The 24,149-nt window shown below is 69.2% G+C and carries 16 protein-coding genes; 10 read left to right on the plus strand and 6 right to left on the minus strand.

What is annotated here, in order from left to right; genetic code table 11:
- The 4 genes from HUW62_RS30940 to HUW62_RS30955 form a co-directional block, all read left to right on the plus strand.
- Positions 1-741: PilZ domain-containing protein (locus HUW62_RS30940; protein ID WP_176436438.1), on the plus strand; the 741-nt coding region annotated here is incomplete at its 5' end.
- 188 nt (positions 742-929) lie between these two features.
- Entirely contained in the window at positions 930-1,757 is an 828-nt protein-coding gene (locus HUW62_RS30945; RefSeq protein WP_163871077.1) for a mechanosensitive ion channel family protein, read from the plus strand.
- A gap of 159 nt (positions 1,758-1,916) precedes the next feature.
- Positions 1,917-3,185, plus strand: a complete 1,269-nt coding sequence (locus HUW62_RS30950; RefSeq protein ID WP_176436439.1) for a M12 family metallopeptidase — start codon at positions 1,917-1,919, stop codon at positions 3,183-3,185.
- A 133-nt stretch (positions 3,186-3,318) separates the two neighbouring features.
- Positions 3,319-5,067, plus strand: coding sequence for a DUF6311 domain-containing protein (locus tag HUW62_RS30955; RefSeq protein WP_176436440.1), 1,749 nt, complete (start codon positions 3,319-3,321; stop codon positions 5,065-5,067).
- 12 nt (positions 5,068-5,079) lie between these two features.
- On the opposite strand, the gene HUW62_RS30960 is transcribed toward HUW62_RS30955, so the two are convergent.
- A complete protein-coding gene (locus tag HUW62_RS30960) occupies positions 5,080-6,027 on the minus strand; it encodes a hypothetical protein (protein WP_176436441.1) in 948 nt (315 codons plus the stop codon).
- A 2,212-nt stretch (positions 6,028-8,239) separates the two neighbouring features.
- Here HUW62_RS30960 and HUW62_RS49705 point away from each other — a divergent pair.
- Genes HUW62_RS49705 through HUW62_RS50100 form a run of 3 tightly spaced genes read left to right on the plus strand, consistent with a single transcriptional unit; the run spans position 8,240 to position 14,313 of the window.
- Positions 8,240-9,424, plus strand: coding sequence for an HlyD family secretion protein (locus tag HUW62_RS49705; protein ID WP_163867595.1), 1,185 nt, complete (start codon positions 8,240-8,242; stop codon positions 9,422-9,424).
- A 3-nt stretch (positions 9,425-9,427) separates the two neighbouring features.
- Positions 9,428-12,127: an ATP-binding cassette domain-containing protein gene (locus HUW62_RS30970; protein ID WP_163867594.1), complete on the plus strand. Its 2,700-nt coding sequence runs from the start codon at positions 9,428-9,430 to the stop codon at positions 12,125-12,127.
- Positions 12,124-14,313, plus strand: a complete 2,190-nt coding sequence (locus tag HUW62_RS50100; RefSeq protein ID WP_176436442.1) for an ABC transporter ATP-binding protein — start codon at positions 12,124-12,126, stop codon at positions 14,311-14,313. Before HUW62_RS30970 ends, HUW62_RS50100 begins: the two co-directional genes overlap by 4 nt.
- Before the next feature lie 347 nt (positions 14,314-14,660).
- On the opposite strand, the gene HUW62_RS30980 is transcribed toward HUW62_RS50100, so the two are convergent.
- Both HUW62_RS30980 and HUW62_RS30985 read right to left on the minus strand, forming a co-directional pair.
- On the minus strand, positions 14,661-16,460 hold the full coding sequence (locus tag HUW62_RS30980) for a hypothetical protein (protein ID WP_176436443.1): 1,800 nt from the start codon (positions 16,458-16,460) through the stop codon (positions 14,661-14,663).
- Positions 16,461-16,674: 214 nt separating this feature from the next.
- A complete protein-coding gene (locus tag HUW62_RS30985) occupies positions 16,675-18,198 on the minus strand; it encodes a cytochrome-c peroxidase (RefSeq protein WP_163867591.1) in 1,524 nt (507 codons plus the stop codon).
- A gap of 730 nt (positions 18,199-18,928) precedes the next feature.
- Here HUW62_RS30985 and HUW62_RS30990 point away from each other — a divergent pair.
- Positions 18,929-19,756 carry a hypothetical protein gene (locus tag HUW62_RS30990; protein WP_176436444.1) on the plus strand — a complete coding sequence of 276 codons (828 nt, stop codon included), beginning with the start codon at positions 18,929-18,931 and terminating at the stop codon, positions 19,754-19,756.
- Positions 19,757-19,850: 94 nt separating this feature from the next.
- Entirely contained in the window at positions 19,851-21,248 is a 1,398-nt protein-coding gene (locus HUW62_RS30995) for a di-heme oxidoredictase family protein (protein WP_176436445.1), read from the plus strand.
- A gap of 8 nt (positions 21,249-21,256) precedes the next feature.
- Here HUW62_RS30995 and HUW62_RS31000 read toward each other — a convergent pair whose 3' ends face one another.
- Positions 21,257-21,763: a hypothetical protein gene (locus tag HUW62_RS31000; RefSeq protein WP_176436446.1), complete on the minus strand. Its 507-nt coding sequence runs from the start codon at positions 21,761-21,763 to the stop codon at positions 21,257-21,259.
- A gap of 3 nt (positions 21,764-21,766) precedes the next feature.
- Complete coding sequence (locus HUW62_RS31005) at positions 21,767-22,387, minus strand: hypothetical protein (protein ID WP_176436447.1); 621 nt, start codon at positions 22,385-22,387, stop codon at positions 21,767-21,769.
- A 201-nt stretch (positions 22,388-22,588) separates the two neighbouring features.
- Here HUW62_RS31005 and HUW62_RS31010 point away from each other — a divergent pair, with 201 nt between their 5' ends.
- Complete coding sequence (locus HUW62_RS31010) at positions 22,589-23,356, plus strand: RNase H family protein (protein WP_163867586.1); 768 nt, start codon at positions 22,589-22,591, stop codon at positions 23,354-23,356.
- Here HUW62_RS31010 and HUW62_RS31015 read toward each other — a convergent pair.
- The coding region (locus tag HUW62_RS31015; RefSeq protein WP_176436448.1) for a bifunctional 2-polyprenyl-6-hydroxyphenol methylase/3-demethylubiquinol 3-O-methyltransferase UbiG at positions 23,341-24,149 on the minus strand (809 nt) is incomplete at its 5' end. The genes HUW62_RS31010 and HUW62_RS31015 overlap by 16 nt on opposite strands.

A 24,149-nucleotide genomic window follows, 5' to 3' on the forward strand; every position in this document is an offset into this window, starting at 1 on the left:
CTCCCCACGCGCCCCGCCCGCGCGGACGCGGTGCTGGAGCTGACGTTCGGCACGCAGGACGACGTGGTGCGCGCGTACAGCAAGAACATCGGCACCGGAGGACTCGCCATCCGGACGACGCGCGCGCTGCCGACGGGCAGCACCCTGGAGCTGCGCATCTCCCTGCCTGATTTGCCCCACCAGGCCCTGCGCGCCCTGGGGCAGGTGGTCTGGTCCCGCGAGGACGCCATGGGCGTGGCCTTCACCCAGCTCCCGCCGGACGCCGAGCGCCGGTTGAAGTCCTTCCTCACGCAGGACGACTCGCTGCTCAAGCGCGTGCGCGGCGTGCTGAAGACAGACGTGATGGAACTCCTGACGAAGGACGTGCGGGACTTGGGCAAGGGCCCCGCGCCCCAGGCGGCCACCGCCGTGGAGCTGGACACGCGCGTCCCCGTGCTGGTGCGCCTGTCGGACGCCCGGCTGATGACGCTCATCACGGAGCTGTTCCATCAGAAGGGCCTGCGCGTCGTCACGGACAGCGACAAGCCCGCACCCATCATCGTGGTGGACACCGGCTCCGCGCTCGACGTGCTCAGCACCGCGGGTCGTGCGGGCTCGCGCACCATCATGGTCAACGTGAGCGGACCGGACTCGCTGATGGGCCGGCTGTCCAACCTCAACCCCGCGGCCTTCGTGAAGAATCCGGCCAGCGCCGCCTCGGTGCTGCTCGCGGTGGAGCGCCTGCTCTCAGCGCCCCGCTGACGTGTCAGCGCCCCCGGCTGACGCGTCCAAGGGTGTGTCAGGCCCTGGGTCCACCGGGCCCTCGTCCGAAGAGGCGCTTTACATTCGCGGACTTACTCACGGATTCATCGCTGGCCCGGCGGCTGCACATGCGCACCCGTGAAGTTGGCGCTCCACCCACGTGGACTCCCCGTCACTTCAGGAATGTCATGGACGAAATCATCGCGCAGTTGAAGACGCTGGCTCTGGCCGAGGCCTTCCCCTTCATCCTCAAGGCGGCCGGGGCCCTGGTGTTGTGGTTCATGGGTCGCACCGTCATCAACACCTTCCGGCGCGTGCTGAATCTCACGCTGCAGAAGCGGCAGTTCGACGCCACGCTCATCCGCTACATCGAATCGCTGTTCACCGGTGCCATGACCATCCTCCTGCTGCTGGGCATCCTGGGGATGATGGGGTTCGAGACCACGTCATTCGCCGCGCTGCTGGCGGCCGCGGGTATCGCCATCGGCACGGCCTGGTCCGGCCTGCTCTCCAACTTCGCGGCGGGCATCTTCCTGCTGGTGCTGCGGCCCTTCCGCGTGGGCGACGAGATCGCGGCCGGAGGCGCGACGGGCGTGGTGCAGGAGATTGGCCTGTTCGCCACCACCATCGACAGCTCCGACAGCCTGCGCATCTCCGTGGGCAACAACCGGCTCTTCAGCGACAACATCATCAACTTCAGCCACCACCCGCACCGCAAGATCGTCGTGAAGGTCCCCCTGGTGCACGGCGGTGACATCCAGGGCCTCATGCGGGCGTTCGAGGAGCGCGTGGCGTTGGTGCCGGAAGTCCAGGCGAAGCCCGCCCCCAGCGTCGAGGTGGCGGAGTTCACCGTGCACGGCCCCGTGCTCGGCATCGGCGTGTACTGCAAGCCTCCCCAGGCCAGCGCGGTACAGGCCGGAGTCGCCGAGGCCGCCGCCGAGATTCTCACGGCCGCGGGCTACATCGTCCCGGCGCAGGCCGCCCCCCAGGCCCAGGCCATCGCCAAGGTAGGCTGACGGCTCGGAAGTCCCCACGCATCACGGTTGCTCCCTGGCTCGGCGTGCCTCGCGCCGAGCCATCGCCGCGCCCCTCCCCGCGCCAGGCCGTCACAGGTCCCACCGCGACACTCCCTCCCACGGGCGGGAAAAGCATCCCTCCGCCAGGGGAGAGTCACGATGACGGACAGACACCGACGGAATGCGAGCACGACGCGAGGAAGGGGCCGGGCGAAGCCTCGCGAAAAGCAGGCGGAGCCCACGTCCAATCCTCCCGTGCGCCAAGGCCGCAAGGCCGCGCCTCGCGCGAGGACAGCGGGAAGGACGGGCCGCGAGTCACCTCGCGAAGTCACCCAGGCGAAAGGCCATGCCTACTGCGCGCTGCCTCGAGTCCCGGAGCGTCCGCTGCCTCCGGACCTGAACGCGCGGCGACTCCGCCTCATCCGCATGAATGAGCAGAAGTGGGCCAATGGCACGGTCCTCCACTACTACTTCTTCGACAAGCCCACGGATGGGGAGGAGGTGCGGCTGGCCAACGGCACCACGCGCTTCGTGCCCTGGACGACCACGGACACCGAGAAGGACGTCGTGCGCGCCGCCTTCGAGCGCTGGACGCAGGTGGGGCTGGGCCTGAAGCTCCAGGAGGTGGCCTCCCGCGACGAGGCCGAGGTGCGCATCGGCTTCATGCGCGACGACGGCGCCTGGTCCTACGTGGGACGGGACATCCTCGCCCAGGGGCAGGACGCGAGGACGATGAACTTCGGCTGGGACCTCACCGAGCACCCGCGCGAAATCGACACGGCCATCCATGAAATCGGCCACACGCTCGGCTTCCCGCACGAACACCAGAACCCTCACGCGGGCATCGTCTGGGACGAGGAGGCCGTCTACGCCGCGCTGGCCCGGCCGCCCAACAGCTGGAGCCGCGAGACGACGTTCCACAACATCATCCGCAAGATTGCCGCCAGCGCGGTGGAGGGCTCCACCTGGGACCCGGACTCCGTCATGGAGTACCCCTTCCAGCCCGGCCTCATCAAGGAGCCCGTGGAGTACTTCCGCGACGGCCTCTCCCCGAAGGGCGGCCTGTCGGACCAGGACAAGGCGTGGGCCCGGACGTTCTACCCAGCCCTGAGCGAGCAGGACTACACGGCGCTCCAGCCCTTCGAATCCGTGCGCCTGCGAATCAAGCCCGGAGAGCAGCGCGACTTCACCTTCGCGCCCAAGGAGACGCGCACGTATGAGCTGCGCACCTTCGGCGTCTCCGACACGGTGATGGTGCTCTTCGAGAAGGGCGCCACGGGGCTGCGCTTCCTCGCCGGTGACGACGACAGCGGCCTGGGCACCAACGCGGCCCTGAAGCTGAAGCTGTTCCGGGGGCGCGAGTACGTGGTCCGGCTGCGGCTGTTCTACGAGGAGCGAGCGGGCGAGTCCGCCATCATGCTGTGGTAAGCACCCGGCCCCCGCTCCGCTAGAGTGGGCGGCCCGTGCATGCCAGGAGCCCCGAGCAGATGGTGATGACCGCGATTCGCAGCATGACTTCGGCGCTCCTCGACGTGACGCCCTCCTCACGCGGGAGCGCCTCTTGAGTCCGAACACGCGCTCCTCGGACGTGGAGGGCTCGCGGGGCTGGGTGGCGCCCCTCCTGGCGGCGTCCTTCGGCCTGCTGTGGTACCTGGCGGTGGGCGGTGGCCCCACGTTGAATCCCACCCACCTGGACTGGCTGGGAGGAGACTTCGCGCAGCACGCGCTCGGCTGGATGCACTTCCGCGACGCGCCCTGGGGCTTTCCGCTCGGCGGGACGCCGAGCCTCTTGCGCCCGCTGCCCATGACGGTCGCCCTCTCCGACTCGAATCCGTGGGTGTCGCTCGCGCTCAAGCCCTTCACGCGCTGGCTGCCCCGGGACTTCCAGTTCATCGGCCCGTGGCTCGCCCTGTGCTTCATGCTCCAGGGCTGGCTGGGCGCGAAGCTGACGGGCCTCTTCACGCCGAACGTCCTCCAGCGCTTCCTCGGTGGCGCCCTGTTCGTCCTCGCGCCCGTGCTGCTGTACCGGACGGGGCACGACACGCTGTGCGCGCAGTGGCTGCTCACGGGCATGCTCTGGCTGAACCTGCGTCCGCGCGCGAGCCCCCGGCAGGCATGGACGTCGCTGGCGTGGGCGCTCCTGCTCAACGCGCTCGCCTCCGGCATCCACCCCTACCTGGAGGTGATGGTCTTCGCCCTCGGCCTGTCCCTGCTCGCCACCGTGACGTGGAAGGAGCAGCACCTGTCACGGCGCGAGGCGGCCCTGGCGCTCGCCGTGCTGTGCGCGGTGCCGGCGGCGCTGTTCGTCCTCTTCGGCTATGTGGGCCTGGGCGTGCGCTCGGGGTCCGCGGGCTTCGGCCACTTCAGCTCCGACCTGCTCACCCTGGTCAACCCGATGGACTGGTCCCGCATGCTGCCGGGCCTGCCCACCGCCGCCGGCCAGTACGAGGGCTTCGGCTACCTGGGCACGGGCGTCCTCGCCCTCGCCGTGGCGGCGCTCTGGAAGTCCCGGGGCCTGGCCCCCCAGGTGCGCGAGCAGCTGCGCGCCAGGACGCCGCTCGTCATCGTGCTGCTGCTGCTCGCCCTGCTGGCGTTCTCGTCCGTGCTGACGGTGGCGGGCGGGACGGTGCTGTCGATTCGCAAGGTCGTGGCGCCGCTGCTGCCGCTGTTGAGCCCCTTTCGCGCCTCGGGCCGCTTCATCTGGCCCCTGCACTACGCGGTGCTGACGGGCCTGCTCGCCTTCACCCTGTGGCGTTGGCGCCAGCGCCCCGCCGTGGCCACCGGACTGCTCCTGGGCGCGGTGCTGCTCCAGGCCCTGGACACCACGGACCTCTGGACGCGCAACCACTTCGCCCCCACGCCCTGGCCCCGGCTCAAGGCGCCCGGGTGGGCGCTCATCGACGCGTCCTACCGGCACCTCGTCCTCGTGCCCCCCTACGTGCACCTCTCCGAGTCGCCATGCGTCCAGAGCGCCTTCGTGGAGCGCGACTACGTGAGCTTCGGGGACCTGGCGTACCGGCGAGGCCTGACGACCAACAGCGGCTACCCGGCCCGGCTCAGCGAGACGCGCGTCACGGAGGTCTGCGAGTCGCTCCTGGCCGACGTCGCCCGGGGCCAGCTCGCCGCGGACACGGTGTACGTCGTCGACCCGGCCCGGCTGGAGGCGTTCCAGCGCCTGGGGGACGCCGTCTCCTGCGGCACGGTGGAGGGCTTCCACGTCTGCGTCACCCGCCGCGCGGGAGGCTTTTCGGACGCCCTCACCCGCCCCGCGCCCTCTCCTCCGGGCACCTCGGGGGACTCGCCACGGTGAGGCGTCCGGGGGCTACGTCGTCGCGTTCACCGCCGCGTTGCGAGCGCTCCGCGCCGCGAGGGAGAACCGCTCGGCGATGGGCACGTAGCCCGGCGCGTTGACGTAGGGCGGCAGCGCCTCCTCGGACGTGCGCTCGTTGCGCATGTTGAGGGGCACCAGGCTCTGGGCGGCGCAGGCCAGCCGGACGGCCCGCCAGGACAGCCCCGCGTCCTCCATGACGCGCAGGTAGTCGTCGAGCTGGAGGTTCTTCGCCGCGTTCTCCAGGTAGAGCGGACGCATGGCCCTCGTCGCGGGCTGCACCGGCCACCAGTCCCGGGCCCGGCGCTGGTACTCCCGCTTCTGCTCGTCCCGCAGCACCCCCAGGCGCTCGCGGAACCGCGCCTCATCGTCCAGCAGGCGCTCCAGGGCGGTGCGCCCCATCGTCGCGTAGAACATGTCCGTCGAGTCATCCGCCCGGGCCCTGGGCCCGACGAAGTCGACATAGGCCCGGGTGGCCGCGAGCAGCTCCCGCTCCGCGTCCTCCACGGACGGCACGGCCGAGGCGCGCGTCTCCTCCGGCGCCTCCTCGAAGCTCTCCTCGGGCCCCTTCACCTTGCCGTCGGCCCCCGGCCACGGAAAGACGTGGCGGTACCAGACGTTCCGGTCCGGGAACACGAGCACCAGCTCCGGCAGCCTGGGAAGCGGGTGTGGCGGTGAGGCGAGGACCCAGTCAGCCGGCTCATGGGAGCCGAGCGAGCGGATGGCGACGAGCCCTCGGGCCTTCATTGAGTCGAACCAGGAATAAAAGGAAGGCTCGAAGCCCCCCTCCACCTTGAAGCCCCGGAAGGGCTCTTTCTGCCCGCGCTGGAAGACCCCGGCATACGGGTCCTCGAGCATCAGCGCCCGGAGCTCCAGACCTCGCAGCCGGGCGTTGCCAACAATCGCGGCCTGCCAGGCGTAGAACTGGACATGGATGGTCATGCCCCCAGCCTGGCGCGCTTCCCCTTCGGGAGGCAGCGTCCAGGTGGATGACATTGCCCGCAATGACAGTCGCCAGCGGGTGATACATCACCCGCCGGCGACTTACGTCCTATCCGGACACCGTGAGGCGTCCGACGAGAACTAGTTGAGCACGTCCGTCGTGGTCAGGATGGGGCCGGGGAAGGGAAGAGTACCGCCACAGCCACGGGGACCGCCACGAACCTTGGTCTTGATCTGCATGATGAGCTCCTGGTGAAGACTGAGTGGAAGCTACACTAACCAACGAGGTCGTCTGGCAACGCCAGTCGACTACGGGAGCTGGGTACGAACGGGAAGCGCAACGCCACCACCGCAACCACGGGGACCGCCACGAACCTTGGTCTTGATCTGCATGGGTGTTCTCCTGGAGTGGAACGAGTTGAAGGAACGACTACGGCAGCTGCGCCAGCACGGGCAGCTTGGTGCCACCACCGCAACCACGGGGACCGCCACGAACCTTGGTCTTGATCTGCATGATGTGTGCTCCTGGTGTGAAATCGTGATGAAGAAACGACTACGGCAGCTGCGTGCGAACCGTGCCAGTCAGCACGGGGAGAGAACCGCCGCAACCACGGGGACCGCCACGAACCTTGGTCTTGATCTGCATGATGTGTGCTCCTGGTGAGAGATCTTGATGAAGGAACAACCGGAACCGACTGGCGTTCAGCCAGGAGCGATTACGGGAGGGTGCGGACGATGACGGGAGACAGACCGCCACCACAACCGCGGGGACCGCCACGAACCTTGGTCTTGATCTGCATGATGTGCTCCTGGTGAACGTTCAGCGTTGCTCCAGACAACCTGGAGAGCAGGAAAGACAGAAACGACTACGGAATCTGCGTGCCCGGACGGGTCGGCAGGATGACCGTGCCACCACCGCCGCAACCACGGGGACCGCCACGAACCTTGGTCTTGATCTGCATGATGAACTCCTTGGACAAACCAGCGCTCCGGAATGGAACACCGACTCTACGGACGACACCTGAAAAGGGATTTGCGTGCGTTTGTTCCCTGGACTGAGCCGGACAATAAGCACACCCCTCTGACATTCGAACTCTCGAGCCGCTCGTTGTATCAACGCCGCCGCCGGATTCCCGTCGCGAACATGGGCTCACCCGTCCCCTCGAAACCCTCCGCCCGGTTCGCTATTCCCAGACCTCCGGAACTACGCGGCGAGCCTTCCGCCATTGCATGCGATTCGACTTATCGCTTCGCGTCCGAAGTAGAATCATTAAAGACGGGTGTAATCGGCCAGTCAAGTCGCGCCGTGCAGATTGAGACGAAAGTCTTTGTAGCCTCTCACGCCACAACCCCTCTCAGTCTCCGCGAAACCACAGCATATGAAACGGAGGGCTCTCCAAATAGAAATCGCCAGCGAGCGATACTCCGCCCGCTGGCGACTTTGTGTCCATTCCGGGCGGATATCAGCCCGGATGAGGACTACGGGAGGAGCACGTCCTCGTAATAGAACACCGTGCCGTTGAGACCACAGCCACGGGGACCGCCACGAACCTTGGTCTTGATCTTCATGTGTTTGCTCCCGGTGAGACCACGTTGTCTCCCGGCGGCAAGGGACGAGCCCATACACACCAGGAGTAGAATCATTAAAAATCGGTGAAAAATCGGAGTCAAGCCTTCGACAGAAAAACCCGCCATCCCCTTTAGATCCGCATACTTGTATATTTCGCCCATTTTCTCGAAACGAGAGAATGACCCAGGGTCTTGAAATCCTCCAGGTCGGGCATTTCTACAAAGTCCGGGCGCGTCACTTCACCGTGAGACACGCGCGGAGGGGCTCACGGTTCCGCCTCCGCGGAGGCGGCATTGCGCCGCGCGTCGCAATACCTTTAAAACATGTTCTGATGAGAAGGTTTGCCATATCCCGCGCATTGGAATCGCCCGGACAACCCTTGACTGGCCGGCGCGGCGCGTAACCGGGGCGAGGTCTCCAGGTCCGGGAGGGCCGCGCATTCGTGGCGGGGAGCAAGGCCATGCAGGCAGGGCCGCGGGTTCGCGGTGACGCACGTGCGTGGGGGCTCGCCGTCAGCCTGTCGGACGATGATGGCGCCGGGTTCCCGGCGACGCGCCGGGAGCGGCTCGGGGAGTCGGTCGAACAACTGTGATGAGGTAGGCTTCGTCCATGCGAGTTGGTGAAGGAATGTTCCCGCGCACCATGCGCGCGTTGGTACGGGGACGAGGGCGCTCGGCGCTCTGGTTGTTGCCGGTGGGGTTGTTCGCGGTCTGGGGCGGCTGGTTCGTCAGGGCGCGCATCACCGTCTACGAGCCCAGCGTGCAGGCGCGGCTGGAGGTGCACCGGGAGGTCTACGCCGTCGACGCGCCCGTGGAGGGGCGGCTGGTGAAGACGCGGGTGGAGCTGCACCGGCAGGTCACCGCGGGCGAGGTGCTCTTCGAACTGGCGCATGAGCAGGAGGCGCGACTGCTCGCGGAAGCAGAGGCGCTGCTCCAGGGCGTGGGGCCGCAGCTGGTGGCGGCGCGCGCGGAGCTGGACGCCGAGCAGAGCGCGTTGCAGTCCCAGCAGGAGCGCGGCGCGGCGGGCGTGGACGAGGCGCGCGCCCGGCTCGCGGAGGCGGAGGCGCTGGCGCGGCGGGCCCTGGAGGAGAAGACGAGCACCGAGCAGCTCTTTTCACGGCAACTGGTGAGTGAGTCGGAGTGGAGCCGGGTGCGCACGGAGCTGGAGCGGGCGCAGGCGGTGGAGCAGGCCACGCGCGCGGCGCTGGCGCGCGTGAAGATGGACGGCACCATGCTGACCACCGAGCGGCGCATCCGCGTCGCGGCGCTGCGACGGCAGATCGCGGAGCTGGAGTCCGGGGAGAACGTGGCGCGAGCCTCCGTGGAGCGGCTGCGCGACGAGTTGGAGCGCCGGGTGGTGAAGGCGCCCGCGGACGGCATCCTCGGGGAGACCAGCTCGGTGCGCGTGGGCACGCAGGTGAGGGCCGGGGACCGCATCGCCACCGTCGTCGCGGGCGGGGACGTGCGCGTCGTCGCGCAGCTGTCCCCCGCCACCGCCCTGGGCCGCGTGCGCGCGGGCCAGCGGGCGCGGATGAAGTTGGAGGGCTTCTCGTGGACGGAGTTCGGCATGGTGCGAGCCACCGTGGTGGCGGTGGCGAGCGAGGCCCGCGACGGGCTGGTGCGCGTGGAGCTGTCCGTGGACGAGATGCCGGTGGGCATCCCGATGGAGCACGGGCTGCCGGGCACGGTGGACATCGCCGTGGAGGAGGCCACGCCGCTGCGGCTGGTGCTGCGGGCGCTGGGCCGGGGATTGGAGCCGCCCGCGCGCTCGCGCCCGCTGCCGCCGCGCACGCCCCGGGAGCTGGAGATGTCGAGGGGCGGGAACTGAGCCATGGCGAGCAAACGCAAGCTGCTCATCCCCGAGGTCATCCAGACCTCCGCCATGGACTGCGGTCCGGCGGCCCTCAAGGCGCTGTTCGACGGCTTCGGCGTGTCGGTCAGCTACGGCCGTCTGCGCGAGGCCTGCCAGACGGACATCGACGGGACGTCCATCGACGTGCTGGAGGAGCTGGCCGGCAAGCTGGGCCTGGACGCCACCCAGGTCGTCCTCCCCCTGGACCAGGTGCTCCTGCCGGAAACGAAGGCACTGCCCGCGCTCGCGGTGGTGCGGCTGGCGGACAGCAACCTGCACTTCATCGTCATCTGGCGACGGTGGGGCAACCTGGTGCAGATCATGGACCCCGCGCTGGGACGGCGATGGGTGTCCGTGAACGAGCTGATGGACCGGCTCTATGTCCACGCCCTGCCCGTCCCCGCCGAGGGCTTCCGGGAGTGGGCCGGCACCGAGGAGTTCCTCGCGGGCATGCGCCTGCGGCTGAGGGCGCTCGCCGACTCGACGCTCTCGGAGCGGCTGCTCGCGGAGGCCCTGGCGGACCCGACGTGGAAGGGCGTGGCCTGCCTGGACGCAGCGGCGCGGATGGTGCAGACGCTGGTGGAAGGCGGCGGTGTCCAGCGGGGTGAGGCCTCCTCCCGCTTCCTGGAGCAGCTCGCGCGCGAGGTGCGCGTCGCGCTCGAGGAGGGGCGCGCGGAGACGGTCATCCCCTCCTCCTACTGGACGGCCGTGGGGCCTCCCGACGCGGAGGAGGTCACGTTGCGAGGCGTGGTGGCAATCCTCGCCCGGGGACAGAAGACGGAGCGTGGCGCGGACGAGCCGCCCCTGTCCGCGGAGCTCCAGGCTGCCCTGAGCGAGCCCCCGACCCGGCCGCTGCGGGAGCTGGTGGCACTGATGCGCAAGGACGGCGTGCTGGCGCCCTCCGTGCTCGCGGCCATCGCCCTGACGGCCGCCGTGGGCGGGTTCCTGGAGGCGCTGCTCCTGCGCGGCATCATCGACGCGGGCCGCTACCTCACCACCCAGGAGCAGCGGCTGGCGGGAATCGTCACGCTGCTGGTGCTGATGGGGATGCTCTTCTTCATGGAGCTGCCCCTGTCGCTGGGGACGCTGCGGCTGGGCCGGCGGCTGGAGGTGCGGCTGCGGCTGGCGTTCCTCGACAAGATTCCCCGCCTGGGAGACCGCTACTTCAAGAGCCGGCTGGTGTCCGACATGGCGCAGCGCTGCCACGGCATCCACCAGGTGCGCAGCGTGCCGACCATGGCCGTCGGCGTGCTGCGTGCCACCTCGGAGCTGCTCGTCACCCTGGCCGGCCTGACGTGGCTGGCCCCTGGAAGCGCCCCGCTCATCATCATCGGCGGCGGCCTGGCGCTCGCCGTGCCGCTGCTCGCCCAGCGCTCGCTCCTGGAGGCGGACCGGCGGATGCGCGACTTCGACGGTGTGCTGTCGCGCTTCTACCTGGACGCCATGCGCGGAGCGGTGGCGCTGCGGGCCCACCGCGCGGAGCTGACGCTTCGCCGGGCCCACGAGGAGCCGCTGCACGAGTTCGTCCGCGCCGCGCGCACGCTGCTCGGGCGGGGCATCATCACCGACACCATCGCCACCATGGTCGCCACGGGCGGCTCGGTGGCCATCGTCCTGCACGCCGTGTCCCAGGGCATCCAGCCGGGAGCGGTGCTGTTGCTCGTCTACTGGGCGCTCGCCGTGGCCACCCTGGGCAAGCAGCTCGCGGACGCGCTGCGCCAGTACCCCGCCGCGTCGTCGCTCACCGCGCGCCTGATGGAGCCCCTGCTGACGCCCGACGAGGTGGGCGCGGGGCTGGAGGCAGCCGCGGACGTGGATGCGAAGGCCGCGACGGGGGGCGTGGGCTTCAAGCTCCAGCAGGTGGAGGTGAAGGCCGCGGGCTTCACGGTTCTGCAGGGCATCGACATGACGGTGAAGCCCGGGGAGCACGTGGCCATCGTCGGCCCCTCGGGGGCCGGCAAGTCGTCGCTGGTGGGCATCCTCCTGGGCTGGCACCGGCCGTCGTCGGGGCGGGTGGAGGTGGATGGCGCGCCGCTGGAGGGCCAGGTGCTGGCGCGGCTGCGGCGGCAGACGGCCTGGGTGGAGCCCGAAGTCACGCTGTGGAACAAGTCGCTGGTGGACAACCTGGCGTACGGCGTGGAGACCACGGACGTGCTGCCTCGCGTGGGCCAGGCCCTGCGCTCCGCGGACCTCATCGAGTTCCTCGACAAGCTCCCCCATGGCCTGCAGACGAAGCTGGGCGAGGGCGGCAGCCTGCTGTCCGGCGGCCAGGGGCAGCGGGTGCGCCTGGGCCGGGCGCTTTTACGTCCCGGGGTGCGGCTGGCCATCTTCGACGAACCGTTCCGCGGCCTGGAGCGGGACAGGCGCGCGGCGCTGCTGGAGCGCTCCCGCGCGGAGCTGTCCGGCGCCACGCTCCTGTGCATCATGCATGACATCGCGGAGACGCTGACGTTCGACCGGGTGCTCGTCATCAAGGGCGGGCAGTTGGTGGAGGACGACCATCCGAAGCGGCTCGCCCAGCGCGAGGACTCCGTGTACCGCTCGCTGCTCGACGAAGAGGAGCAGATGCGCCGGGATTTGACGGGCCACGGCGGCTGGCGGCGGATGGTGCTGGACCACGGCCTGCTCAACGAAGAGCCCGCCGGGGATGAGAACGTCTCGCGGAAGGGGGCGGCGTGAGCGGCGTGGCGAAGGAGTCGACCCGGAGGAAGGCGGGGCCGCTGACGGGCCTGGCCTGGCCGATGAAGCGGGGCGCGGAGGCGCTGGAGGCGCTGGCGCGCCGGGTGGGCCTGCCCTTGCCGCGCACCTCGGCGAAGCTGATGGGCGCGGCGCCGGAGGACCCGAACCGGCTGGGCGAGTGGCTGGACGCGGCGGCCCAGTCCCAGGGGCTGGAGCTGGACCTGCACTACACGCGGCATGGGGAGGTGGCCAAGGCCATCCAGCGCTCCGCGCCCGCGCTCTTGGACGTCATCACCACCGAGGGCGTCCAGGTCGTCGCGCTGCTGCGCGTGTCCGCGTCCGGTGCGACGGCGCGCGTGCTCACGCCCGACGAGACGGTCCGCGACGTCCCCATGAACGAGCTGACCGCCGCCGTGCAGGCGCTCGTCGAGGGCACGCAGGTGAACACCGTGGACAAGGTGCTCGAGGGAACCGGGCTGCGTGAGCCGCACCGGACGCTCGCCCGCCGCGCGCTTCTGGGCGCGCAGTTGGCCAACACGCACCTGGTCGCCGCGCGCACGCTGCGCCTGCCCCCCGGTGCCAGGCTCCTCCACCACCTGAAGGCGCTGTCGGCTCCGCCCCGCATCATGCTCCTGCTGGTGCTGGCGGTGCTCATCCAGGTCTGCGTGCTCGCGGGCTGGTGGCTGATTGGCCAGGGGGCCTTCGAGGGGCAGTTGGACCAGGGCTGGCTGTGGGCCTGGGCGTTGATGGGTCTGACGGCGGTGCCGCTGCAGGCGGCGCTGGCGTGGACGCAGGGCACGCTGGCGCTGGACCTCTCCGCGCTCCTGCGACGGCGGCTGTTGGCTGGAGCGCTCTCGCTGCCGGTGGACGAGGCGCGCCGGGGCGGCATCGGCGAGTACGTGGGGAGGACCTTCGAGAGCGCCGGCATGGAGCAGATGGTGCTGGCCGGCAGCTTCACCAGCCTGCTCGCGGTCGTGGACCTGACGCTGGCGGGCAGCGTCACCCTGTCCGGTCCCGCGGGCTGGCTGGGACTGGTGGCGCTGCTGGTGTTCTGCGCGCTGTTGGGTGTGCTCATCGCCCGGCAGACGGCGCTGTTCCGGGGCTGGACGGAGGCGCGCGTGGTGATGACGCACGCGCTCATCGAGCGGATGCTCGGCCACCGCACGCGGCTGGCGCAGGAGCAGCCGTCGCGCTGGCACGAGGAGGAGGACCAGGAGGTGGCCCGCTACGCGGACGCCTCCGAGCGCTGGGACATGGGCACCGCGCGAATCATGACGCTCGCGCGCCGGGGGGTGTTGCCGGTGGCCATCATCGCCACGCTGCCGAACGTGCTGGCCGGCGCCTCCACGGCGAGCATCGCGGTGGGCGTGGGCGCGGCGCTGCTGGGCGCGCGCGCGGTGATGTCCATGGCCGTGGGCGCGCTGGCGCTCATCGGCTCGCGCGTGCTGTTCACCGGCGTGCGCCCCATGCTGGACGCGGCCCGGCTCGCTGGCGCCGTGGGCGCGACGAAGGACGGCGAGGACGGCGTGCCCCAGGTGGCGCCAATCGCCTCCACCGAAGCGCCATCGAAGAGCCAGGCCCTGCTCGAGGTGCGCGACGTGTTCTTCAAGCACCCGACCTCGCCTCGCGCGGTGCTGGAGGGTGCCTCGCTGTCCATTCGTCCCGGAGAGCGCGTGCTGCTGGAGGGGCCCTCCGGCTCCGGCAAGTCCACCCTCGCCTCCATCCTCACGGGCCTGCGGCGCCAGGGCGCGGGCGTGGTGCTGCTGCGCGGCCTGGACATGTCCACGTGGACGCCGGACGGTTGGGGCGCGCAGATCGCCGGCGCGCCCCAGTTCCACGAGAACCACGTGGTCTCCGGCACGCTGGCCATGAACCTGCTCCTGGGCCGCTCCTGGCCCCACACACAGGAAGACGTGAAGCTGGCGCGGGAGCTGTGCGAGGAGCTGGGCCTCGGGGACCTGCTGCAACGCATGCCCGCCGGCATCCTGCAGATGGTGGGCGAGCGCGGCTGGCAGCTCTCACACGGGGAGCAGAGCCGCATCTTCGTCGCGCGCGCCCTGCTTCAGCGCGTCCAGGTGGTGGTGCTCGACGAGGCGTTCGGCGCGCTGGACCCGGTGACGATGCGCAAGGTGATGAACTGCGTCAACGCGCGGGCACCCACGCTCATCGTCATCGCCCATCCCTGACGCGCTGAAGCAGGGCGCGCTCCAGCACCAGAAACGACAACGGTCGCCAGCAGGCGGAGGCTCCGCCCACTGACGACCGAAGGACAAGCAATCAGCCGTGAATCACAGCTCGGCGTAGATGATGACGGTGCCGCCGGGACCGCAACCGCGAGGACCACCACGAACCTTGGACTTGATCTTCATGTGCTTGCTCCTGGTTTTCGGGACAGCGCCACCAGACGCGACATTCAAGATAAATGTCTCATCGGCGCTCACTGATATAAGTCCGTGAAACAAGCGAGTCAAGCCACCCGGACCTGAAACATGAATAAATCGTTCCAGGCCCGGGAGTGAAACATTGCGTCATTTCAAGCAGCCGCGGCGCGGGGCGTTTCAGGCGTGATTTTGACGGCCTCCACGTGGCTTTCGATGCCCACCCCCAGCTCCTCGCGAAACACATCCAGCAGGTAGGGCAGCACGCCAATCGTGGCGAACCGCAGCCGGTGGTGGATGGAGAGGTCCATGTTGGTGAAGTGCCGGTCCGGATGCTGTCGCTGGAGCAGCGCGTTCACCTCGCGCTGGACGTTCTCCAGCGTGCCCAGGGCCGAGCGTTCGATGGTGAGGTAGTCGGCCAGCGCCTCGGCGACGGCGTCGATGAGCTCGGGACGCGAGCCCTCGGGCACCGGCGCGCGCTCGCGGAACAGCGTGCGCAGCGCTTCCGCCGTCTGGGCGTGCACCGCGTCCTTCGGCGGGGAGAAGACGTCGCTGATGTTCTGCAGCGCGGCCTCGCTGAAGCCACGCAGGCCGCGCTGGGCGCGGTCATACATCTCCACGTAGCGGGCCTTGGCCCACTCACGCTGCACCAGCGTGTTCTGCCGGGTGGGAAGGATGACCTTCCAGTCCTTCTCGATGCGCTTCCTGAGCCGCCCCCAGCCGCTGTCCGCCGGCCCTTCGGCCTGCAGCACCGCGTCACGGATGCGCTCGTAGGTGGCGCACATGTGAGCCCACAGGGTGAACTGAAGTGAATACAGTTGCAGCCCGCGCAGGCCGTAGTCGATGGCGGCGGGAATCTCCGCCAGCCACGACGGCTCCGGCAGCGGCTCGCCCGCCATGGGCTTGCCGTCGAGCATCGTCGCGAAGAACTCGTCGACCATGTGCGGCGGGCCCGCGCAGACGCCGCGCGTGGACAGGAAGTGGTTGTCGCGCTCCGTCAGGTGCAGCAGCGACGCCGGGTTGATGGGCGTCTCATACGGCATGGGCTGCTCGGGCAGGAACATCAGGTAGATGCTCACCATGCGCACGCCGTCGGTGACGCGGAACACCGAGGACAGCACCGGGTCCAACGTCCCGTTGGGGATGGGGTCCTTGCCGCGCAGCAGCAGCGACGACGGCAGTGCCAGCACCGCGCAGCTGAACGCGTGCAAGTCACCGATGCGCCACTGGCCATCCGGCAGCAGCGGATAGCGCTTCAGGAACGCGTCGCGGAGGATGAGCAACGCCTGGAGCGTGGGCTTCCAGTGCTTGGACATGGACTTCAGCGCCGTCACGTTCATCAGCGCGTCGTCCTTGAAGCGGCTTCCCGGGTACGGGCACATGCGCCACTCCGTCTCCATCCGCATGCGCATGGAGTCCGGGAAGACGTTGTTCTCGCCGATGTGCCGCCCCTCGGCATCCAGCGCCGCGTGCGCCGCGCGGTGCACGGGCAGCATCGCCTCCAGGAAGCCGAACTCCATCGGCCGGCCCACCAGCTTCTGCAGCACCCCTTCCGTGTCGGGGTTCCACCACATGGCCTCCGTGGGCGCGGGCCGCCGGGCCTCCGACTCCATCACCATCTTGTGGTAGTCCGTCTCCTGCGACAGCTTCGGCGCCTCGCGCGACAGGATGTTCTCCGCGAGCAGTTGCTCGAGCAGTTCCTTGATGCGCTCCCAGGGATACGGCTCGCCGTTGCTCCAGCGCGTGGCCATGGCCGCCATGAACTGGTCCTGCTTGAGCAGGTTCTCACCGAAGGAGTGCAGGTCCGCCTCCTCGATGGAGATCTCCTTGAGCCCGTAATAGATGCGCAGTTCGTTCGTGCCCTCGGGCGTCTGGACGTACTCACTCATGAAGCGGCGCCGCATGGGCAGGTACAGCGTCTCATGCGGGTCGATGGGCACGGCTTGCTCACTCATGCGACAACTCCTGGGAGGAACCTGTTGTTCAGACCTGACACCAATGCCAGGAACTCTTCCACGGGCCTCCCGGAGCATCAAGCGAGCCCCGGGAGCCGAGACTTCCGTCTATTCTCGCGCGAGCCCTGACATCCCGCGCAAAAAGGGCAAAGCCACCCGGGGGCTTGACGCGCCCCTCGGGTGGCTCTGATTCAGCACCAGCGTGGAGCCGAGCCTAGCGGCAGGCGCCGCTGCCACCGCGGCCCGTGGCGGGCAGCGTCGCGCGGTTGGGGAACGGCAGCTCCGGGTGGTCGAACGGCGCGCGGTACGTGTAGACGCGGCAGTCGGTGAGCGCGTTGGAGAGGAAGTCCACCAGCGCGGAACGGTCGCTCGCGCTGAAGACGCGCTGCTTGATGTCGAGCGACTTCTCCGGGTTGTTGAAGTCACCACCGCGCGCGTAGAAGTCCACCACGTCGTCCAGCGTGGGATAGCCGCCGTTGTGGAAGTACGGCGGCGTCAGGCCCACGTTGCGCAGGGTGGGCGTCTTGAACGCGCCCATGTCGAACGGGGATTGGCTGATGGAGTTGGGCACGCCGCCGAAGATGCCCAGGTCGCCGCGCGCCAGGTCGTCGTCGGTGGGGCGCACGCCGATGTTGTGGAAGCCCGTGTCGCCACCGTCGCGGTTGAGCGGACCGGTGCTTTCGTACCAGCTCATGGTGGCGTCGGACAGCATGGCGCCGGTGTGGCAGTTGACGCACTCGCCCTTGCCCACGAACACGTTGAGGCCCTTGAGCTGCTTGTTCGTCAGCGCGCCCAGGTTGCCCTGCAGGAAGCTGTCGAAGGGTGTCTGGTCCGGGATGAGCGTGGCCTGGTAGGCCTGGAGCGCCTCGCCCCAGATGAGCGAGAAGACGTTGACCGAGATGTTGGCCAGCGCGTCGCCGAAGGCCTCGCGGATGAGCTGGTCATACGTGCACGGCGCGCCGTTGCAGATGAGGCCCGGCCCGGTGGGGTTGGCCAGGTGCCCCAGCACGCTGTCCGTGGTGGAGACGCGCTGGTGCTGCATCGGCTGGCGCGCGGCCAGCTTCTCGCCCAGGCTGTAGGGGCCGAGCAGCGGGCGGCCGTTGCACGACTGCTCGGAGAGGTTCGTCACGGGGCCGGTGGCCTGGGACGCGAGCGACGCGTTCTCCATGCGCACCAGGAAGCCCTGGGTGTTGTTGTCGGTGAAGCCCCAGATGTTCACGCCGTTGAAGAAGTGGTTGGCCTCACCGCCCCAGAACTGGTTGCGGTAGAAACCCGAGCCGAGGACGGTCGGGCTGTGACGCGGGCCCACCAGCCGGTGCTCGTTGAACGGAACGTCGGGAACCACCTGACAGACGTCCGCCGCGACGGTGGGGTCCGGATCCAGATCCCAGAACTGCGCGCGCAGCGGGCCCTGCGAGCCGATGCGGTCATCGCTGGTGATCTTGGCCAGGGTGAACGTCTCACCGGGGCCGGAGATGCTGTCGAAGACATTGTCGGCGCCCGGGTGCACGGTGTTGACGCGACGGTCATCCGCGCCGCCAGCGAAGTGACAGCTCGCGCACGCCGTCTGGCCGTCGCCGCTCGTCTGGATATCCCAGAAGAAGACCTTGCCCAGCCGGATGGCGGCTGCCTTGTTGATGATGCGGCTGCCCACCACCTGCGGCACCGGCTCATGGGACAACGGCCGCAACGAGGACGCCGCCACGCGGTCGAGCAGCGCCTTCGCGTCGACACCCACTTCTTCCGTCTCCTGGGGAGCGGGATTGAGAGGCTCTGCCTGTCCCGCCGGCTCACATGCCGAAAGGGATACCGCGAGAACAGACGAGAAAAGGCCGCGATTGAGCAGACGGACACCGCGGGACAAAGACGAACGAGCCATGGGAATGCCCCCTTCTCAGAGCGTCAGGACCTGTATGAATGAGGTTGGCGGAATCACCAGTGTCTCCAGTCCGACAGAGAGTTTTATACCGGTTCCGCATTATTCCTGTCCAGGCGGCCTCGACCCAGGGTCCACCTTCCAGTCTCAGCGTAAAAGCAGAGTTATTCTCATTCACTCGTAAAAAAGACTCGTCAGGGAGGGCTCACCAAGACTGATGACCCGACTTGTCCAGATTCGCGGCCCTCACCATTTTGATAATGATTCTCGGAATCGAAATCCGACCATACCAAGACACGCTCGGAAACACGCCGCACGCACCGAATGCGTCAATGTCACGCTCGGTCAACCCGCTGTAGCATGAAACGATACATTTCAACGCGGGGCTGTGACGGTACGCGCTACAGAGGGGCGCGGCGCGCGGCGCAATTCCTAGCTGATACAGAGGAGGCGAGACATGCCGGCGGGCGCTGGCCTGCGGGGTGCAAGGGGATGGCTCGCCGCCGGAAGGAGAGCATTCGGGCTGGGCCGGCACCGGATGCAGCGCTCTCTCGGCGGAGAAGACCCCCCTATTCAAGAGGTAGGTAAATCCATGCGGTTGAAGATGATGGGCCGTTTTTTCGCGGCGGCGCTTCTGAGCGTGATGTCGGGTTGTCAGGGCGAGGAGCCCACGGCGACGGACGGTGACGTGGCCACTCAGGAGGCCGGTGCCGAGTCGAAGTGCGTGGAGCGCTTCGAGGGAATCAGCAGCTGCGCGCTGGGCAATGCGCAGCTGTCGTCGATGAAGCAGGGCCTGGCCGTGACGAACCTGCGCAACGTGAAGTCGGACGGTGTCGCCAGCACCTTCGCCCGGGCGGCGAGCTGGTCGCAGGCGTCGGAGATCAAGTTCGGCAGCACCTCGGGCGTGCTGCAGCTGGACGCGCGCTCGGGTGACCAGGTGGTCAGCACCCTGCGCGTGGCGCCGGGTCGTGAGGCGAACAGCGCCTTCATCACCCCGACGTTCAGCGGCGCGCCGGGCGGCTCCAACTACCGGATGAACGTGTACCGCGAGGGCGTGCTCCAGGGAACGTCCACCAACACGGCCAACCGGATGATCGTGTTCAACAACTGGCGGGACTTCATCCGCTGGCTGGTGGCGTACGCGGACTTCTTCGAGCTGGACATCATCTGGAACAAGACCGGCGAGGCGCCCACCGCGCCGGCCAACGTGGGCGCGTGCGGCTGGCGCCTGCGCACCGACGGCTCCACGTTCTCCGTGACGCTGGACGACGGCAAGGTCCTCACTGGTGACTCCGTGGAGTTCATCGAGGAGATCGAGGACGGCCACTATCCGTACAACGGCTTCACGGGCATCGACGTGAAGGCGACCGCGCAGGGCATCAACATCCTGAGCGAGTCCTTCAAGCCGGCGGCGAAGTAGTCGTCCCGCCCGTGCCTTGAGCACGGGCGCCCCACCGGGCGGGAGCCGTCCTGTCCCGCCCGGTGTCGTTTCCCGCCTCCCTGGAGACACCCCGATGAGCCGGCGGTTGTATCTGTTGGGCATCCCCCTTGGAGCCCTGCTGCTCACCGCGGTGTGGGCGCAGACGGGGCGTCGTCCCCTGCCCCCTCCCCTGGTGCTGGGACAGCTCGACCTGGCCCTGGAGCTGGACGAGGAGCTGCCCGGCGGCGCCGCCACGGTGAAGGACGCGGGGCGCAATGCCTTTGGCCGCTCGCCGCCGAACATGGACCGCTCCCGGTGGCCGGAGTTCCACCTGGGCAAGCGCGTCTTCGACCGCGACTGGAGCGACCCCGGCCATGGCCCCGGACTGGGCCCGCTCTTCAGCTCCAACTCCTGCATGGGCTGTCACGTGAAGGACGGGCGCGGACGCCCTCCCCTCTCGCCCTCCGAGCCCCTGGTGTCGATGGCCTTCCAGCTCGGCTCCCCCACGGGCCCCGGGCCTCATCCGGTGTACGGCGAGCAGCTCGACCTCCATCAGCTCGGCCAGCCTCGCGGCGAGGGCACCGTCGAGGTGGGCCACGAGGAGTCGAGCGGCACGTTCTCCACCGGAGAGCCCTACTCCCTCTTGCGTCCCCGCTACCGCTTCAAGGACCTGTCGCGCGGCCCGCTGGAGGACGGCACGCCGTTCTCCCCCCGCGTGGCTCCGGCCAACTTCGGGCTGGGGCTGCTGGAGGCCATTCCCGAGGAGACGCTGCTGGCGTTGGCGGACCCCGAGGACCGCGACGGCGATGGCATCTCCGGGCGCGCCAACCAGGTCGAGGACGTGAAGGAGCGCCGCACGCGGATGGGCCGCTTCGGGTGGAAGGCCAACCAGCCCACGCTGCTCCAACAGGTGACACACGCGCTGGTGGCGGACATGGGGCTGACGAACGAGGTGTATCCCCGCGCCCAGGAGCCCGAGGGCGCCCCCGTGGGCGCTGGCGCTCCCGACGTGAAGGACTACGACCTGGAGCGGCTCGTCTTCTACACGCGGCTGCTGGCCGTGCCGAAGCGCAGGGAGTGGGACACGCCCGGCGTGCTGCGCGGCAAGGCGGTGTTCCGCGCCATCGGCTGCGCCTCCTGTCACGTGGACCGGCCCATGGAGACCGAGGAGGTCCCTGGCTTCCCGGAGCTGTCGCGCCAGCGCATCTTCCCGTACTCGGACCTGCTGCTGCACGACATGGGCGAGGGCCTTTCGGATGGACGTCCGGACGGGCTCGCCACCGGCCAGGAGTGGCGCACCCCGCCCCTGTGGGGCATCGGCCTGACCCAGACGGTGAGCGGCCACACGCGCTTCCTGCACGACGGCCGGGCCCGGAACCTCGAGGAGGCCGTGCTGTGGCATGGCGGAGAGGCCGCGCCCGCGCAGGAGCGCTACACTCGGCTCTTGCTGGAGGACCGGGAGGCCCTGCTGACGTTCCTCGGCTCGCTCTGACCCGCGCTTCAGCGAAGGTGCTTCACGCGCCGCAGCCCCAGCCACAGGGAGACCGACAGCGCGGGCAGCGCCAGCAGGTCCGTGACATCCATCGTGTGAGCCACCGGCGCCACGCCTGGAATCACCCGCCCGGACAGCCACGCCCACGCCGCGCGCACCGGCCACTGCAACGTGCCCAGCCCCCAGCGCCAGCAGTCACCGGCGGGCTCGAACACCTTGATGGCGGTGAAGACCAGCGCCGTCATCACCAGGCACGTGGTCAACACCGCGCGCGAGGGTTGGAACGGCTGGGACCCGCGCGAGACGGACTGCTCCCAGAGTCCCTGGAGCAGGAGCGGGAACATGGCCAGCCCGGCGACGTCCGACAGCTTCCCCGTCCACCACGACGGCCAGCGGACCTTCAGCACGTGGTCATTGAGCACCAACACCAGCACCGCGCCGAACACGAGCGGATGCAGGAGCGTGTCGCCCGGCACGGGCCGCGTCGTCGTGGAGGTGGGGATGGAGACACTCACCACTCAGCGGGGCCCCAGGATGACCTCGAGCCCGTCCGGCGCCGAGTCCTCCGTCTCGTCGATGCTCACCTCGGCCACCATCCGCCACTCCACGTCCACCGTGCCCTGGATGTCCTTCTCGGCCGCGCCCTGCAGGGTCAGCTCCAGCGCCGCTTCCCACTCACACGGCTGCTCCAACTGGCAGACGTCCCCATCCGACAGGGCCTCGAAGCGCACCGCGCCCGCCTCTCCAGCGGCCAGGGGCGCGGAGGAGGCCAGGGTGACGGCGCGCGGACCGAAGACGAGCTTCGCCTCGATGACGGGCTGCTCCAGAGCGCCCGCCTCGTCCTGGGTCCACTTCGCGAAGAGCGGTGCGCGCATCGTCACCCAGACCGTCTGCTTGGAGCCCCTGGGAACGTGCACCTTCACCGGGAGGACCGCGCGGGCGGTGGGAGACGCATCCGACAGTTGAAGCGTGCCCGGCTCGGACTCGACGACGACGGGGGACGGTTCCGACATGGACGTGGCCACCGAGGCGACGCTCGCCACCAGCAGCGCCAGACGCGCGGCCCACGCGCGGGCACGCGACGGATGGGGCCAGGAGGAGCTCGGAGGACGTGGCGAAGCAGGATGCGCGGTCTGCATGGCGATGACGGGCCTTCCCTCGGGCACCCTCGGCCCATGGGCCCGAACCGGGAGGCCGAGAGCAATCCATGTACCAGGATGAAGTACCAGCGAGGGAGTCCTCGGGCCGTGCATGGAATCACGACTTTCGTGTCAGCCCGAGGACGCCGGCGGCGCGAGTCCTCCTGGCAGGGCGAACCCGGGGCCGCCTAGGGTGGTGGCATGAAGAGTCACGCCACGTTCGTCTTCGCCGACGGAGCCTGCTCCGGCAACCCAGGCCCGGGAGGCTGGGGCACCCTCATCGCCACGCCGGACGGGCAGGTGACGGAGCTGGGCGGCCACGAGCCGGAGACGACCAACAACCGGATGGAGCTGACGGCCGTGGGCAAGGCGCTGCGCCACCTGGAGGCGACGCCGGGGCCGCTGCACATCCACACGGACTCCACCTATGTGATTCAGGGTGCCACCCGCTGGGCCTTCGGTTGGAGCAAGCGCGGCTGGAAGACGGCCGACGGCAAGGAGGTGGCCAACACAATCTACTGGAAGCGGCTGATGGCGCTGCTCGCCCAGCGCAAGCAGACCCACTCCGGTGAGGCCGCCGTCGTCGAGTGGCACTACGTCCGCGGGCACGTGGGCGTGCCGGGCAACGAGCGGGTGGACGCCATCGCCGTGTCCTTCTCACGTGGCAAGGGCATGCGGCTCTACAGCGGCCCACTCGTCGGCTACGACGTGGACGTGTACGACGTGCCCGAGGACACGTCCCTGCCTCCCGAGAAGCCCCGGGAGGAGAAGGAAAAGAAGGCCAAGGCGCACTCCTACCTGAGCCAGGTGGGCCGCAGCGTGAAGCGCCACGCGACGTGGGCCGCGTGCGAGCGACGGGTGAAGGGCGTGTCCGATGCCCGCTTCAAGAAGACGAAGAGCGAAGAGGACGAGGCGCAGGTGCTGGCGGACTGGGGCGTCAAGCCCGAGGACGTTCAGGCCGAGGACTGAGTCGGGCCGCGCACCGCCGTGAGCAGCAGGTCATACTTGCCACCGAGGTACGTGCGGAAGCCGTGCTGGTGCAGGTAGCGGCGGTAGAACGAGAGGTCCTTCACCAACAGGGACAAGTCCGGCTCGCGCAGGTTGCGCACGCGCGCGCCGTAGACGACCTCTCCGTCGCGGAAGCGGGAGTTGGGGAAGCCGAGCACCAGCGTGGCCTCGGGCTCCAGGTGCTCCTGCACCAGCGTGCGAAGGAGCGCGTGGTCATCCACGCCGGGGCTCTGCAGCGTGCCCACGGAGACCACCAGGTGGAAGCGGCCCAGACCTTCTGGAAGCGCGTTGAGGTCGGCGACGAGGAAGGAGTGACGCGCGTCGGGGAAGCGGGCCCGCGCCTCCGCGAGCGCGCTGGCGCTGTGGTCCACGCCGACGAAGGTGACGTCCGGCGCGCCCTCCAGCCAGGCGAAGGCCGCCAGTTCGTCTCCGCGATTGACGCCCAGGTCCAGCACCCGTGCGCCCTCGGGCAGGCGGACCCGGCCCAGCGCCTCCAGCCAGGGCAACAGGAACCCCGCGTCCTCCAGCTTGCGCACGCGCGCGAAGGCGGAGTCCACGCCGTAGCGCTCCTGGAGTGACACCTCTTCGGAGGCAGTCCCGCCCGCGTGCCAGGAGGCCTCCGGGCCCAGGGGCTCGAAGGTGAGCGAGACATGCGTGGTGTCCACGCCGCGGGGCGTGAGCAGGCGACACCCCAGTCCCTCTGCCAGGTCACACCAGCTCCGCAGCGGACGGTGCACCAGCCCCTGCCCCGGCC

Source organism: Myxococcus sp. AM011 (assembly GCF_013372595.1).
In the GTDB taxonomy this organism is placed as follows: Bacteria; Myxococcota; Myxococcia; order Myxococcales; family Myxococcaceae; genus Myxococcus; species Myxococcus eversor.